13 protein-coding genes are annotated in these 15915 nt (G+C 60.8%); all 13 read right to left on the bottom strand.

Annotated features, from left to right (window positions below):
• Nucleotides 1–76: 76 nt before the first annotated feature.
• Nucleotides 77–1531 (bottom strand): xylulokinase, encoded by a 1455-nt coding sequence (gene xylB / locus AC0969_RS08060; RefSeq protein WP_479623637.1) that lies wholly within the window; start codon nt 1529–1531, stop codon nt 77–79.
• 147 nt (nt 1532–1678) lie between these two features.
• The gene (locus AC0969_RS08065; RefSeq protein ID WP_479623638.1) at nt 1679–2608 is read right to left on the bottom strand and encodes an AraC family transcriptional regulator; all 930 of its coding nucleotides are present in this window, start codon (nt 2606–2608) and stop codon (nt 1679–1681) included.
• A 63-nt stretch (nt 2609–2671) separates the two neighbouring features.
• Nucleotides 2672–4054, bottom strand: coding sequence for a D-arabinitol 4-dehydrogenase (gene dalD, locus AC0969_RS08070; RefSeq protein ID WP_479623780.1), 1383 nt, complete (start codon nt 4052–4054; stop codon nt 2672–2674).
• Between the two features lie 34 nt (nt 4055–4088).
• Entirely contained in the window at nt 4089–5132 is a 1044-nt protein-coding gene (locus AC0969_RS08075; RefSeq protein WP_479623639.1) for an ABC transporter ATP-binding protein, read from the bottom strand.
• Between the two features lie 152 nt (nt 5133–5284).
• On the bottom strand, nt 5285–6097 hold the full coding sequence (locus AC0969_RS08080) for a carbohydrate ABC transporter permease (protein ID WP_479623781.1): 813 nt from the start codon (nt 6095–6097) through the stop codon (nt 5285–5287).
• A gap of 17 nt (nt 6098–6114) precedes the next feature.
• Nucleotides 6115–6972: a carbohydrate ABC transporter permease gene (locus tag AC0969_RS08085; RefSeq protein ID WP_479623640.1), complete on the bottom strand. Its 858-nt coding sequence runs from the start codon at nt 6970–6972 to the stop codon at nt 6115–6117.
• 207 nt (nt 6973–7179) lie between these two features.
• Complete coding sequence (locus AC0969_RS08090) at nt 7180–8490, bottom strand: ABC transporter substrate-binding protein (protein ID WP_479623641.1); 1311 nt, start codon at nt 8488–8490, stop codon at nt 7180–7182.
• A gap of 445 nt (nt 8491–8935) precedes the next feature.
• Nucleotides 8936–9772: an SHOCT domain-containing protein gene (locus AC0969_RS08095; RefSeq protein ID WP_479623642.1), complete on the bottom strand. Its 837-nt coding sequence runs from the start codon at nt 9770–9772 to the stop codon at nt 8936–8938.
• Between the two features lie 91 nt (nt 9773–9863).
• Nucleotides 9864–10907 carry a histone deacetylase family protein gene (locus tag AC0969_RS08100; RefSeq protein WP_479623643.1) on the bottom strand — a complete coding sequence of 348 codons (1044 nt, stop codon included), beginning with the start codon at nt 10905–10907 and terminating at the stop codon, nt 9864–9866.
• Nucleotides 10904–11263 carry a hypothetical protein gene (locus AC0969_RS08105; RefSeq protein ID WP_479623644.1) on the bottom strand — a complete coding sequence of 120 codons (360 nt, stop codon included), beginning with the start codon at nt 11261–11263 and terminating at the stop codon, nt 10904–10906. Before AC0969_RS08105 ends, AC0969_RS08100 begins: the two co-directional genes overlap by 4 nt.
• On the bottom strand, nt 11206–12375 hold the full coding sequence (locus AC0969_RS08110) for a class I SAM-dependent DNA methyltransferase (protein ID WP_479623645.1): 1170 nt from the start codon (nt 12373–12375) through the stop codon (nt 11206–11208). The genes AC0969_RS08105 and AC0969_RS08110 overlap by 58 nt, the downstream gene beginning before the upstream one ends.
• Nucleotides 12372–14339 (bottom strand): RNA-binding domain-containing protein, encoded by a 1968-nt coding sequence (locus tag AC0969_RS08115; RefSeq protein WP_479623646.1) that lies wholly within the window; start codon nt 14337–14339, stop codon nt 12372–12374. The genes AC0969_RS08110 and AC0969_RS08115 overlap by 4 nt, the downstream gene beginning before the upstream one ends.
• On the bottom strand, nt 14336–15634 hold the full coding sequence (locus tag AC0969_RS08120; RefSeq protein ID WP_479623647.1) for a restriction endonuclease subunit S domain-containing protein: 1299 nt from the start codon (nt 15632–15634) through the stop codon (nt 14336–14338). The genes AC0969_RS08115 and AC0969_RS08120 overlap by 4 nt, the downstream gene beginning before the upstream one ends.
• Between the last annotated feature and the right edge of the window lie 281 nt (nt 15635–15915).

Consider the following 15915-nt stretch of genomic DNA (forward strand, 5'->3'; position numbering starts at 1 on the left):
CAGCCACCAACCGCTATGCATTCAGTAGCTTCTCACGCTTATGGAATAAGCGCTGGAGGCCTAAAAAGCTTAAATTTTAGAAACTACCCCGTACCGCCTGGTACAGCGCGCCAAAACGTTGGTAACGGGCAGCTTCAGCGGCGGGCTGGGTGAGCGGCTCGAAACGCTGGGCCACGGGCGGACTCAGACACACGTCCGCCTCTACGCCGCCATCGGCCAGCCAAGCCAGACGCGCTGCGCCCAGGGCCCCGCCGGTGGCACCGCCCTCTTGTGTGACCAGCGGCACGCCCAGGGTGTTGGCCAGCTCTTGCGACCACCAGGCGCTGCGGGCACCGCCGCCGACGACTGACAGCGCGGCGATGGGTTGGTCGGTGGCTAAGGTCCGCCAGCCGTCACACAGACCGAAGTTCACGCCTTCAACCACGGCGTAGGCCATCGCAGCCGCGTCATGGCTGTGCGTCAGACCGAACAGCACGCCCTGGGCGTTCGGGTTGTTGTGCGGCGAGCGTTCGCCGGACAGGTAGGGCAAAAACAGCGGTGCGTTGGCACGGGCGCTGGGCGATACCTGGGCCGCAGCAGCCAGCAACGCCGCCTCGTTATCGAAGCGCAGCAGCTTGGTGGCCCAGCTCACCGCGCTGGCGGCGGACAGCATCACCGACATCTGGTGCCAGCGGTTCGGCAGCGCGTGGCAAAACGCATGCACTGCCTGGGCCGGGTTGGGCCGGAAGCTGCTCGTAGCCAGAAACACCACGCCCGAGGTGCCCAGCGACACAAAACCCTGGCCCGGCGACACCACGCCCATACCCACGGCACTGGCGGCGTTGTCGCCACCGCCCCCGGCCACGGGCAGGCCCGCACGCAGGCCCCAGCGGGTGGCGATGTGGGCACTCAGCCCACCCGACACGGCGCTGCCCTCGACCACGCGCGGCATGTGCGACTCGTCCAGGCCACAGGCCGCCAACAACCTGGGCGACCAGGCGCGTGCGCCTACGTCCAGCCACAGCGTGCCGGACGCATCGGAGCAGTCGGTCACGGCCTCGCCAGTCAGCAGCAGGCGCAGGTAGTCTTTGGGCAGCAGCACGCGGGCAGTTTGGTTGAATATCTCGGGCTCATGCTCTCGCAGCCACCACAGCTTGGGTGCGGTGAAGCCGGGCATGGCCAGGTTGCCGGTGATGGCCGCCACCTCGGGCACGGCTTCGGTCAGCGCCACGCAGGCCGCACCGCTGCGGCCATCGTTCCACAAAATTGCCGGGCGCAGCACCTTGTCTTGCGCATCCAGCAGCACCGCACCGTGCATCTGGCCGGACAGGCCGATGGCCCGCACGGCGGACAACTCAGCCCGGTGGCTGGCCGCCAATTGGTCCATCACCGACTCCAGCGCACGCCACCAGCTGTGCGGATCTTGTTCAGACCACAGGGGCTGGGGCTGCTGCACGGTGAGCTGCGCATGCGCGACGGCCACCACGCGGTGGTCGTCGGCGAGCAGCAGGGCTTTGAGTTCGGAAGTGCCTAAATCGAGTCCAAGGTACATGGCATTGCCTTATGAGTAGAAGGTTCGGGGGAAGTAGAAATGGGATAACCGGGGCCGCGCAGGGCTTGGCATACCAAAGTTAGTTTTAAAGAAAAACTAACTTTACCGCATATTCCACCTGCGCAAACAGCTATGTTTTATATAGCACTAGGGGTTTTTACTGCCAAATCGGGCTTCGGCCTGGCGGCGGAAATCTTTGGGAGTCATGCCTTTGATCTGCATGAAACGGCGGTTGAAATTGGCCACATTGTTGAAACCCACGTCGTAGCAGACGTTATTGATGTAGCGGTCGGTTTCCATCAGCAACTGGCAGGCGCGGTTGATGCGCAGGCGGTTCACAAAGTCGGTAAAGGTGTTGCCGGTGGCTTTGCGAAAGTAGCGGGAGAACTGGCTCTCCGTCATGCCCACGCGCTCAGACACCTCACCCATAGTGAACTGCTCGGCGCTGTGCTCGGTGAGGTAGCTGACGATGCCACTGATTTGTGCCAGCGAGGCATCGTCGTCAAAGCTTTGCATCTGCACGGTGGACAGCAGCCGGTAGTCGGTGCAGCGGGCCAACTGGTCTAGCAGCATCAAGAATTCGCCATACCGGGCCATGCCGTGGCTGTTTTTGATGCGCACCAGGGCATCGCGGGCGACAACGCTCATGTCGAAAAATTCGATGCCGTGGCGGGCCCGCTCCAGCAGGGGTAGCACGCTGTGCAGCTCGGCCACGTCGGCCCCCACCTGGCGCAAGGGTGCTTCGGAGAATTGCAGCACCATGTCGCGCAGGTGGACGACTTCGTCGGAACCGTCGCTGCTGATCCAGTTGTGCGGCAGGCGCGGGCCGGTGAGCACCAAGTTGCCGGGCTCGAAGTGGCCGATGTAATCACCCACAAACAGCTTGCCCCGGGTCTCCACGATGAGGTGCAGCTCGCATTCCTCGTGCTGGTGCCAGCGCACCAGCGGCGTGGGGATGCCGTGCTCCAGATAGCGCAGGCTGCCGGGCATTTCCAGTGGCTCGTAGCCCAGAGTCAAATGGCGGCCCAGGTCGTGCTCCAGCTCGGGTTCGCGGTCACGTTGTCGCAGGCTGGCCATGGTCATCTCCTTGTTAGCCTAGGACGTTACCACCGTCCACGTGCAAGGTTTGGGCGGTGGTGGTCATGCTTTCTGGATGAACTGGTGCACTTGCAGCGTAGCTTTTTGCAGCGCGGCGACCAGACGCGGATCGCCAGCCAGCTCGGCCCAGAAAGCGACGTTGCCCGCCAGTGCCACCACCGGGTCTGGCGCATCGCACAGGGCATGGGCAACCGCCGGGTCCATCGCCTGGTCCTGGTACACATAAGACAGCTCGCCCCGGTGCCAGCGCTGCAAGAACGCCAAAAACAGCGCGGGCAGCATGGCCACGGCGTCGATGCTGCGGCCCTGGGCCAGGCACTCGCGCACGGTGGGGGCAATGAAGCCGGGCATCTTGGAGAAGCCGTCGGCGGCCACACGCTGGTTGGTATCCAGAATGGCGGCATTGCCAAAACGGTCCAGCACCACATCGCGGTAGGTGGGCAGGTCCAGTGGGCAGGGGTGCTCAGGCGTATCCAGGCAGGGGATCACGTCGGTGGTGACGTAATCAAAAGCTATTCTGCGGATGCGTGCGTCGTGGGTGCCTTCGTGGATATAGGTATAGCCCGCCAGCGTACCGGCCCAGGCAATGCAGCTATGGGTGGCGTTGAGCAGGCGGATCTTGGCCTCTTCAAACGCAGCCACCGAGTCCACCATCTGCACACCCACGGCTTCCCAGGCAGGGCGGCCGTTGCAGAAATTGTCTTCGATCACCCACTGGATGAAGGATTCGCCCATGATGGCAGCACCGTCGTCCCAGCCGGTAGCGGCCAGCACGCGGCCCCGCAGCTCGGGCGCGGGGCGCGGCGTGATGCGGTCCACCATGGCGTTGGGGCAAGTGGTATTAGCCAGTACCCAGGCGTGCAAAGCCGTGTCGCCCGCCAGCTGGATAAAGGACAACAGGCCCTTGCGCACGCGGTCGCCGTTGTGGCGCAGGTTGTCGCAGTTCAGCAGCGTGAGCTTGCCACCACCGCTGGCCATGCGGGCGCGCAGGATGGCGGTAAGGGCGGCGTAGATGCAGCTGCCGGGCTGGCCGTTTTTGGCGCGCTCCAGGTCAGCGGCCAAGTCGGGGGAGCCCAGGTCGAGCTGGTCGTTGGCATCCAGGTAATAACCGGCTTCGGTGACGGTGAACGAGATGATGCGGGTGTGGGCATCGGCCCCTACCTGGATCAGCCCGGCCAGGTCAGGCGTGTACGGCACGATCTGGCGGATGGACTCGATGCGCTCGTAGCTGCGCTCGTCGGTGGGGGTGACTGTTTCCAGCGTGTAGGCACCGCCCTGGGCGGCCAGGGCCGCCATAGTCTCGGGCATGTCGGGGCGCGTATTGCCCCCGGCCAGCGACCATTGGGTGTCGCCGGTGGCGCGCAGCTTGTGCATGTAAACGGCCTGGTGGGCACGGTGGAACGAGCCCACGCCCAGGTGCAGCATGACGGAGTTGGTAGCAGACATTCTGGGCAACTCCTTACGACAGTGCGACCGTGCGGCCTGCGCTGTCAAAACAATGCAGGGTGTTCAGGTCGAACTCCAGCGTGACCGGGTCGCCAATCTGTAGCGTGGTGCGCTCGGCCTGGCGGGAGATCATCTGCGTGCCCATCACGTCCACGTGGATCAGGGTGTCGGCCCCCAGGGCTTCGATCAGCTCGACCTTGCCGGGTACGCCTGCGCTGCCCACGGGCAGCACGCGCACGCCTTCGGGGCGCACACCGATCAGGCCATCCTGGGGCACGCGGCCTGCGGCCTGGCCGGCCAGTGCGCCGAATTGCGACAGTTGGGCGGCCTTGACGATGTTCATCGACGGCATGCCAATGAACTGCGCCACAAACTGGTTGGCGGGCTTGTCGTACAGCTCCAGCGGTGCGCCCACCTGCTCGATGGCTCCGTCGCGCAGCACCACCACGCGGTCGGCCAGGGTCATGGCTTCCACCTGGTCGTGGGTCACGTAGATAGTGGTCACGCCCAGGGCGCGGTGCAGTTTGTGGATTTCGACACGGGTCTGGCCACGCAGGGCGGCATCCAGATTGGACAGGGGTTCGTCGAACAGGAAAATCTTGGGGGCCCGGACGATGGCGCGGCCAATGGCGACGCGCTGGCGTTGGCCGCCGGACAGCTCTTTGGGGGTGCGCTGGAGGTAGGCGGTGAGGTTGAGCTTGTCGGCAGCGGCCTCGACTTTGCGCTTGATCTCGTCCGGGGCCACCTTGGCCAGCTTGAGGGCGAACGACATATTGTCAAACACCGTCATGTGCGGGTACAGGGCGTAGCTTTGGAACACCATGGCCAACTCGCGCTGCGAGGACGGCAGGTGGGTGATGTCTTTGCCATCGACGTGCAGGCTGCCGCCGTCGGTGGTTTCCAGCCCGGCAATCATGCGCAGCAGGGTGGACTTGCCGCAGCCGGACGGGCCGACGAAGACGATGAATTCGTTCTTGTTGATATCGAGGTCGATACCCTTGATGGCGCGGTGCTCGCCAAAGAATTTTTCAACACCACGGAGTTGCAGAAAAGACATGATCGAATCCTAAAAAAGACTGCCAAATATTCAAAACAAGAACGCTGCCGCCCCTTCCAAGAACACCGTGGAACCGGCTTTGCCGGGCCACTGGTGTTGCCCCCTGCAAGGGGGTTGGCGAAAACGCGCAGCGTGTAGCCTGGGGGTGTGCCCTATTTCACTGCGCCGAAAGTAAGACCCTGCACCAATTGCTTCTGGCTAAACCAGCCAAAAACAATGATCGGCGCAATCGCCATCAGCGAGGCGGCCGACAACTTGGCCCAGAACAGCCCTTCAGGGCTGGAGTACGAGGCAATCAGCGAGGCCAACGTGCCCGCGTTGGCGGAGGTCAGGTTCAAGGCCCAGAAAGCTTCGTTCCACGACAGCACCAAACACAGCAGACCGGTGGAGGCAATCCCGCCCATAGTGAGTGGCAGGATCACGTGGCGGAACTCTTCCCACACGGTGGCACCGTCAAGGCGCACGGCTTCCAGAATGTCTTTGGGGACTTCTTTGAAGGCGCTGAACAGCATCCACACCATGATGGGCAGGTTGGACAGGGTGAACACAATGACCAGGGCGGTCAGCGAATCCAGCATGCCGACGGTTTGCGCCATCACGTACACCGGCACCAGGGCACCTACAGCGGGCATCATCTTGGTCGACAGCATCCACAGCAGGATGTCGCGGGTCTTCTTGGTGGGAAAGAAAGCCATCGAGTAGGCCGCAGGCACTGCAATCAAGATGCCCAAAATAGTCGAGCCCAGACTGGTGATCAGCGAGTTCTTGGCAAACAGCAGGTAGTTGCTGCGCTCTTGCACTTCGGCAAAACTGTGCAGGGTGGGCGAGAAGAAAAGTTCGCCTGCAATGGCCTGTCCTTCGGTCTTGAAGGCCGTAATGGCCAGCCAAAACAGCGGAAAGAACAGGAACAGCGCAATGCCCCACGCAAACACGGTGCGGGCCAGCGGGAAGGGTGCTTTTTTCATCATGGTGGTGGTCCCGTTCAGTCCAGGTTTTTACCGACGAGCTTGACCAAGAAGACCGACGCGATGTTGGCCAGAATGACCGCAAACAAAGCACCGGCCGAGGCCACACCCACATCAAAATTCATCAGCGCTTGCTTGAAGATCAAGAAGGCCAGGTTGGTGCTGTCGTTGCCGGGGCCGCCACCGGTGGTGGTGAAGATTTCGGCAAACACGCTCAGCAAGAAAATCATTTCGATCATCACCACCACCGCAATCGAGCGCCCCATGTGGGGCAGCACGAGGTAGAAGAATTTATCGAAGCTGTTGGCGCCGTCCATGCCGGCGGCATCCATCTGCTCGCGGTCCAACGACTGCAACGAGGTAATGAAGATCAGGCAGGCAAACGGTAGCCATTGCCACGACAGCATGATGATCACCGACAGCAGCGGAAAGTCGGTCATCCAGTCGATGGGCGTAAGGCCAAAGAACTGCCAGACGTGCGCCATAACCCCGTAAATCGGGTTCATCATCATGTGCTTCCACAGCAGCGCGTTCACTGTGGGCATAACAAAAAAGGGCGAGATCAGCAGCACCCGCACGATGCCCTGGCCGGGGAACGGCTCGTTCACCAGCAAGGCCAGGCCCACGCCCAACACCACGGTGATGACGATGACCGAACCCAGTAATTGCAGGGTGTGCAACACCGACGGCCAGAAGTCGGGGTCGGACATGAAGTAGCGGAAATTTTCCAGGCCCACGAAACCGGTTTCGTCGGGCTGCATCAGGTTGTAGTGGATGACGGAGAAATACAGCGTCATCACCAGTGGAACAATCATCCACAAAAATAAGGTGACGATGCTGGGTGCCATCAGTGCACGGGGGAGAAATCGACTCATGGTGTGTAGCTTTCAAGCGCAGGCCTGTAACCTCGGCTCTCTTGGGGGGCGCCGTAGTTAAAGCCCATTTTTCAGTTTCCTGCGGTCCAGCGGAACGAAGCCTCCACAGTGGGGAGCCCCGCCAGGCGTACACAGCGCAAGCCGATCCACGGGGAGCGGAGAGCGGCAGCCGTTTAGACCGCCCTCTCCGTTCACCCGGCCGGGGCTTTACTTCTTGTAGTAACCGCCCTTGGTCATTTCGCGTTCAGCGGCAGTTTGCGAGGTCTTCAAAGCCGCATCGACCGTGACCTTACCCGCCAAAGCTGCGCTCATTTGCTGGCCTACAGCAATACCGATAGCCTGGAACTCAGGAATGGCGGCGTACTGCACACCCACATACGGCGACTTGGGCAAAGTGCTGTCGTTGGGGTTGGCGCTGTTGATGGCCTTGAGCTCTTCGGTGGCGAACTTGGCCACTTTCTGGAACTCGGGGTTGGCGTAGGTGGACTTGCGCGTACCGGTGGGCACAGCGATCCAGCCTTCTTCTTTGGCCACCAGGTTCACGTAGTCCTTGGAGGTAGCCCAAGTAATGAACTTCTGTGCTTCAGCAGACTTCTTCGAGGACGCTGGCACGGCCAGATTCCACGACCACAGCCAGTTGCTGCCCTTGGCGGTTACCGCCTGGGGTGCCTGGGTGAAGGCCATCTTGTCCGCCACTTTGGACTGCTTGGGATCGCTCACGAACGAGGCGGCAATGGTGGCATCGATCCACACGCCGCACTTGCCTTCGTTCATCAGGGCCAGGTTTTCGTTGAAGCTGTTGGCCGAAGCGCCGGGAGGTCCGTACTTCTTCATCAGGTCCACATACTGGGTGATGGCATCCTTCCAAGGCTTGGTGTCGATTTGGGGCTTCCACGCCATATCGAACCACTGGCCACCGTAGGTATTGACCATGGTGCTCAGGAAGGCCATGTTGTCGCCCCAACCTGGCTTGCCGCGCAGGCACAGGCCGTACACACCCTTGGCTGGGTCGTTGATCTTGGCCACGATGTTGGCCATTTCAGCCCAGGTGGGGTTGGCAGGCATGGTCAGGCCGGCGGCCTTGACCAGGTCGGCACGGTACATGGTCATCGAGCTTTCGCCGTAGAACGGTGCCGCGTACAGCTTGCCGCCCATAGACAAACCATCGCGGATGGCGGGCAGCATGTCATCAATATCGTAAGCCGCGTCGGTCACGATGGGGGCCAACCAGCCCTTTTTGGACCAGATAGGGGCTTCGTACAGGCCGATAGTCATCACGTCAAACTGGCCGCCTTTGGTGGCGATGTCGGTGGTCACGCGCTGGCGCAGCACGGCTTCTTCCATCGTGACCCACTTCACCGTGATGCCGGGATTCGCGGCTTCGAAGTGCTTGGTCAACTTTTGCATGGTGATCATGTGGCCGTTGTTGACCGTGGCAATCACCAGTTCGGTGGCAGCCAATGCGCTAGCAGAAGCGAACATCGCGGTAACGAGGGCGGCGCAATATTTCAATTTCATGGAGTGTCTCCTGGGGTTTTGGACGAATCCCGCAAGCACATGCGGTGCACTTGATCGGTGCCGCTATCGTAGGAGTGGCCCCATGCAAACAGCAATACCTAAAGCGCTAGTTCTTGTACTTTGATGCGATACAAGTTTAGTAAAAACCCTTATTTCATAGATAAAAGTATCTGAATATTCAAATAAAGCACCCCGCAACGGCCCCACATTGGTGCAAATCCTGACCATCGCACCACCACATCGCCGGTCAGAACCGCCGCAAATTTAAGTATAAAAACAAGCTTTGGCGCAGATTCAATATGCGCAAGATGCTACATATTAAATAGCACTCAGGCATGCATTCAAGGAAACGGCCTGAAGCAGCCGTGCGCCACAGTACGCATAAAAAAGCCCCCGCTAACCGTCGTGCACGGCCCTGCGGAGGCTTTTTAGGGGCGCGAGTGGCTTACAGGCGGCTCAGCAGCTCGGCCTTTTTGGTGGCGAACTCTTGCGGGGTCAGGATGCCCTTGGCCTGCAAAGAAGCCAGTTTTTCGATGCTGGCAAACACGTCGCCACCGTTGCCGGAACCCGTGTTGTTGCTGTAGCTGGTGTCGTTGTTGTTATTGCTGTTGAAAGCCGGGGTGGGCATCGGCGCAGGTGCCAGAGGGGCCATGCCATTGATGCTGACCACCGGCAATTGCGACAGGTTCACATAGCCATACTGGCTGCTGAACTGGGGGCCGTAGCCGCCGCTTTGTTGTGACACGCCGCCAATGCTGTGGTCCAGCGTGTCGTACACCGTGACCTGGCCTCCCACGTCGATCGCCAAGCGCCGGGCCTGGGCAAAGTAGGCATAACGCATGTCGTTTTGTCCGCCAGCGGTGTTGGGGAAACGCAGGTCCGGGCCCCACCAGTCGGGGGGTGCGGGGGCAAACAGGCTATTGCCATTGCCCGAACCATTGGAATGGTTCGAACTGTTGTATTGCGTGCTGCCGTTTTGGTTTTGGCTCTGAAAACTGCCGCTGCGCAGCAGGTCGGGCTGGTTACTGATCAGGCGCGCCAGCTCGCTGCACAGGTTATCGACCCGGCCTTTCAGGTAGCCGTTGAACATATCGCCAATCATGGTCATGCCGCCCGACATCCACTGCCCACCGCCGCCAAATTCCGGGTGGCTGAACTGGGCCATGCTGCCATTGCCATTGATAACCGACTCCAGCATGGATTCCACCGCCTGGGTGCTGAAACCCTGGCGCTGGGCAATGTCGTTAACGGCCTGCTGGCCTGCGGGAGAGAGTTGGCGCATCGATGTAACCCCAAAAGTGCAAGAGTGGAAACCACTAAAAAGCCACTCTATCAGCCCCGGTGCACTACAAGGTGTTTAAAACCTGACAGGCTCATGCCCGCTGGGCATAACCTTCCAGCACATTCACCGTGTTCGTACCCAGCGCGTCCACCGCGTAGCCGCCCTCAAACACAAACACCGTGGGCAAGCCCGTCGCCGCCAAATCCTCCCCCACGCGGAAGTAATCCTCGCTGCGCAGCTGAAAGCCCGAAATCGGGTCGCCCTCGAAGGTATCCAACCCCAGCGACACCACCAGCGCCTGCGCCCCGCTCTGCGCAATCCGCTGCAAAGCCAGGCCCAGTGCCTCGCGCCAACGCACAAAGCCGGTGCCACGCGGTAGGGGAAGATTCAGGTTTGCCCCCAGGCCCGCGCCCTGCCCTAGTTCGTCCGCATAGCCCAGGTAAAACGGGTATTCGGTGTGCGGGTCGCCATGCACACTGGCAAAAAACACGTCGGCCCGTTCGTAAAGAATAGCCTGCGTGCCGTTGCCGTGGTGGTAGTCGATGTCCAGCACCGCCACCCGTGCGGCCCCCGCGTCACGCAGGGTCTGGGCGGCGATGGCGGCGTTGTTCAAGAAGCAATAACCGCCAAAAAAGTCGGCTCCCGCGTGGTGGCCGGGTGGGCGGGTCAGGGCAAACGCACTGCGCTCACCGCTGCTAAGCCGTTGCGCCGCCGTCACCGCGCAACACGCCCCGGCATACGCCGCCGCCCAGGTGCCAGAGGTCAGCGGCGTGCCCGCGTCATAAGAAAACAAGCCCATGCGGGCCGAAAAGTTGGCGGGCAACACGTCACTGCGAAAGCTGCGCACCGGCCACACCGAGGGCAGCGCATCCCGCGCAGCATTGGCCGGGTCCAGCGCCACCCACTCGGCCCAGGCAGTAGCCAAAAAGTCCAGGTAGCGCGGGCTGTGGATGCGCTGGAGCGGGTCCAGTCCGCAGTCGATAGGTGCCAGCACTTCGCCGAGTTGGCGGCGCTGCAATTCTTGCAGCACATCGTCGGCCCGGGCCGGCACCTCAAAGCAAGGCACCAGTTGGCCTCGGAACATTTCCAGCTTGCCCTGGTGCAGGGCGTGCTGGTGGTTGTAGATGGTTTTCATGCTGTAGTGGTTTCGCTGGACCGAGGCAGGCCCGCAGCTACGTCGCGAAACGCGGCCAGAGCGGCTTCCAGGTGGTCAATAATTTCTTGTTGCAGCACATCGGGCGGCGGCAGATCGTCCAAGTTGTCCAGGCTGTCGTCCTTCAGCCAAAAAATATCCAGACTGGCCTTGTCGCGGGCCACCAAGTCGGCATACGCATAGAACTTGAATCGCTCGCGCTCCACCCGCTGGTGGCGCTGGCCCGGTTGGTAGCAGGCGGTGAAATCGGCCAGATCCTCCAGCTTCAAAGTGCGGGTTTTCAGCGTGAAATGCTTGTTGGTGCGCAGGTCGTAAAACCACACGCCTTTGGTGTGCACCTTGCCATCTTTGGGTTTGGCATCAAAAACACCACATTCGCCTTCACGCCTTGGGCGTAAAAAATGCCTGTGGGCAGGCGCAGCACGGTGTGCACATCGCAGGTTTCCAGCAGCTTTTTTCGAATCTTCTCGCCCGCGCCGCCTTCAAACAACACGTTGTCGGGCAACACCACCGCCGCCTGGCCATGGTCTTTCAAGATGGTGCATATGTGTTGCAAAAAGTTGAGCTGCTTGTTCGACGTGGTTTCCCAAAAGTCCTGCCGCTCGTAGGTCAGCGCATCGCGGTCCTCGTCACCGTCGGCATTGGTGATGGTCATGCTGCTCTTTTTGCCAAACGGCGGGTTTGCCAGCACGTAGTCAAAGCGCTGGCCCCGGTCGGCAATCAGTGCATCGGCGCGGTCCACCGTGGGCTCCCCCACCAAGTCGCCAATATTGTGCAAAAACAGATTCATCAGGCACATGCGCCGCGTGCCCGCCACGATCTCGTTACCAAAAAAGGTCTGATTGCGCAAAAACTCCGCCTGCTTGCGGTTCAGCTTCTGCCCCAGCAACCACTGTTGTGCACCCAAAAAGAAGCCCCCCGTGCCGCAGGCCGGGTCGGCAATGGTTTTGAGCGGCTGCGGCTGCACACACTCCACCATCGCCTGGATCAGGGCGCGCGGCGTGAAATACTGGCCCGCCCCGCTCTTGGTGTCTTCAGCGTTCTTTTGCAGCAAACCCTCGTACAGGTCGCCCTTGGTATCGGCATCCATGCCCACCCAGCTCTCGGCATCAATCAACTGCACCAGCCGCGACAACTTGGCCGGGTCCTGGATCTTGTTTTGCGCCTTGAAGAAAATCGCCCCCAGCATCCCCGGTTCCTGCCCCAGCCGGTGCAGTGTGGCCAGGTACTGCGCCTCCAACGGCTCGCCCGTGCGGCGTTTCAGCGCCGCCCAGTCGTAACCATCCGGGATATGCGTATCGCGCAGATAGGGCTCTTGCGCGTACTCATGCGCCATTTTCAAAAACAGCAGATATGTCAACTGCTCCAGATAGTCGCCATAGCCCACCCCGTCGTCGCGCAGGGTGTGGCAGAAGTTCCAGACTTTCTGGACGAGAGAAGATGTATTCATAGGATTACGGTTGTGTAGGCTTGTCGGGGATCATTTGCCTGAGGATGCGCACGCTTTAGAACGCCTTGGGTAACCAGGGGATTCAGGATACGGCGACGTAGATCACCCCCCTCCTGGTTACGCCTTTTCAATAGTTCGGCCAGCACGCGCAAACCGAGGTAGCGGCCACGGCATAACGCCAGCACTGTTTGCTGAACAAGCTCCGGGCTTGCGCGCTGGCGGGTGCTGACCGGTTTTGCCATCTCCTCCAACACAGCGATCTCCTGGGGGCTCAAGCTGCTTAAATCGACGATTAGAGGCAGATTTTGCTGCGCTACGGGCTCGCCGGGATCCGGCGGTAATGCGCTTAGCTCCGGTGTTAATGCGCTTAGCTCCGGTGTTAAGGCGCTTAGCTCCGGTGTTAAGGCGCTTAGCTTTGGGGCTAACGAAGTCACCTCATCACCAAAAATAGCTTTCGCTTGGTCTTTCTGCCAAGGCAGTACGTACCGCATGCCACGTCCAACGCCCTCCGATAGCAATAACCCGTCTTTCACCAGCCGCCCCAGCATCTTGGTGATGTCGCTCGGATGATCCGTAGAAATATCCCGCAACCGCCCGTGATGGACTTCGCCCTCCGTTGCCGCAGTTACAAGGGCGAGCCGCTCTTGTGGCGATAAACCTGAAAACTTTGCGCCCAGATGCGCCTCCAACTCCGCTACGGCTTGCGCGGGCAGCAAACTCGCCATACGCAACTCCATCAGCGTTTGCTCTGGCTCACGCACCTCATACAACACCGGTCGCCGCCAGTGCTGCCCAGCCCAGTTGTGGTAAATCTTGGGCAACCCCGAACCCGCATGGTCGCCATACCCCACCAGCTGAAACATCGTTTGCAAGCGATGGTTGCGGCAATCACTAGTGCCCCCCGCCACCGCCTGTGCCAAAGGTATGCGCATCAACCCCGGGTTGCGAAAGCCAAACATATCGGGCCGCTTCACCACCAATATCGATACCCGCCCCGAAAAATCCGCGTGGATCAGCGTATTCACCAGCGCCTCACGTAACGCCTCATGCACCGGCGTATCTTCAATGCGCTGACCATCCTGCAGCTGAAACGGCACTTTTAAATCCACCGTCAGCTTTTGGTACACCTTACGGAAAAAGTCGTACACATTGCCCGACCAGCTCCCATCGGGAATAAGGCGGTCCACCCAGCGCCGCTCCGTCTTCGCCTCTGGCCGTTCCTGGTAGTCCACCATGTAATAAGGTACGGCATCGCGAATCACCTCCGCCCGGCCGAACATCAACAGCCCCGCCAAACGCATGCCGCGACTACCGTCCTCCCGGTTTTTGCCAAACGCGCCAATGCGATCCAAAAAATCCGCCACTGGCAAATCAGCCCACACATGGCCTGGTTTCACTGCGGTAAATCGGTTCCGGTACGCAGACACCGTATCCATATCCAGGTCGCTAAAGTCAAAGCCCTTCAGAATGCGCTCGTCGCGCGAATCCTCCACCCGCTCAGCCAGCATGCGGCGCACCGCCTCGTCGTCGGCCAGGTAATCCCCTTCGTAGCGCCGCAAATACGTGCCGCCAAAAGGGTTGCTGCCCACATGCACCGGGCGCGTCTGGCGCGCAGCACGGGGCACCTCAACCCGCAACACCGTGCGTCCCTCCACGCCCACAGGCTGCACATCCTGCTCGGCCAAGAGGTTGACGCTGACCTGTTTGCGGTTGTTCAGGTTGTCCCACAGTGCCTTACGCACCTTCTCCAAATTTGCCAAACCCAATGCCTGAAACTGGCCCGGCGGCTTCTCCTGGATACCCAGCCAGATGACTCCGCCATCGCTGTTGGCCATGGCGCAATAGCTTTTCCAGAAATCGTCCGGCAGCTCGCCCTGGCCATCGCGGCCCTGGGCGGCTTTGCACTCCAGATCCACGCTTTCGGCCAGCGCGGCTATGTCGTCCAGGGAGAACTCTTGGGTCACGATGGCTCCTTTTTCTTACTTCGCACCGGACCCGCCGCCGCCCGCTCGGCCCGCTCGGCCCGGATACGCGCCAGCAACACACTGGCCGGCTCGTCGGCCGGGTCTTGGGGGACTAGCTGGCCGGAGAAGGCGGCTTGAAGGATGTTTTTGCGTTGGGCAGCGGACTGGCAGAGGGAATGAATCACCGCTGCTTCCTGCACAACCGCATCGCCATCCGCCGTTGCCACTGCCGCCATGATGCTGATTTGCTCTTCATAGGGCGGCACCGGAACCGCAAAATTGGAAAACCGCCCCAAACTCACCTTCTTTTGAGCTACCCCTTGCGTCATCGGCTCAATCTGCCTCTGGCCGATGTATGAATTGATGACCGATTTCAAAAAGTGTGGGTGCATCAATCCTGGCCAACACCGAACCTTGATGCAGTCTGCCGTAATGATGGCTGTAGGCTGGTTTGCAGGATATACATCCGCATCGCCGGGCGGTTCACCCATCTTGGTAATTAGCACATCACCCGCCGCCACACTGTGTGCGACGAGTTCTTTGGCTTTTTCTTGCGTTACATACTTTGTGTGCTCACCGCCGTAATGGCTCGACCGAATATTGCGCACAAACACCAACGGCACTCCTGATGCACGGTAGTCTGGCACTTTTAAATTACTACCAAACGGCCCTATCGCAAGGCTGTAGCGTTCGTCGGACGCAAGCTGCTCCACGCTCGCCCACACCCACCCCTGCGGCAACCCACTGATATCGGGTGCCACGGGCTCCGGGTACTTGGCTTGCCAGTCTTTGGGCGGCGTCTTGCCCTGGGCCTGGAACTTAGCCTGTTGGCGGGCTTGCCAACGGCTGCGGCGCTCGGCCAGGATGCGGGCCAGCAGGGCAGCACCCGACTCGGCGGGCGCCGCCGCAGGGCTGGCTGCCTGTGCCGCACGCCAATCCGCCGTCAACGCGCCCTCCACCGCCGCCTTCAGCAGCGACTGGCGGTATTGCGCCAGCTTCTTCTGCGCCGCCTTGAGCTCGGCCACGCCCGCGTCGAGGTCGGAGAGCAGTTCTTCGAGCTTGGCGACGATGCGGGTTTGCTCGGCTGCGGGGGCCACCGGTATGGGTTGCGACACCACGTCGCTGCTGCGAACTGCGGGGTAACTCACCCCGCGCTGCAACGGCAGCAACATATCCAAGAAGCCCTCGCTGCGCAGATAAAAATACAGGTAGTGCGGGTTCATAGCCGCTGCCGCACGCACCACACAAAACCCCGTAGACGCAATGCCATTCGCCACCGCTGGCACCATGGCCATAGCCCGTAAATTGGGTCGTACCGTCGAAAACAATACGTCACCCGCCTGCACAATTTGCCTAGCCCGAGAAGGCGCATCCGCACCAAGAACGACTTTTGCGTCACGCACACGCCCCGCATCGTTGTCAATCGATCCAATGTCGAAATAGGTGATTTCCACGTTTGGGGCAGCAGACGGGTCTGTCGTGCGGACCTCGCGTATGACATCCGCAATAGGGGTAGCAAGCCAGCCACCGGGCAAAGAAAAATCACTCATGCCGTCACCGCCATCGTCCACCAAAA

This window comes from Rhodoferax sp. LB1P47 (assembly GCF_056521445.1).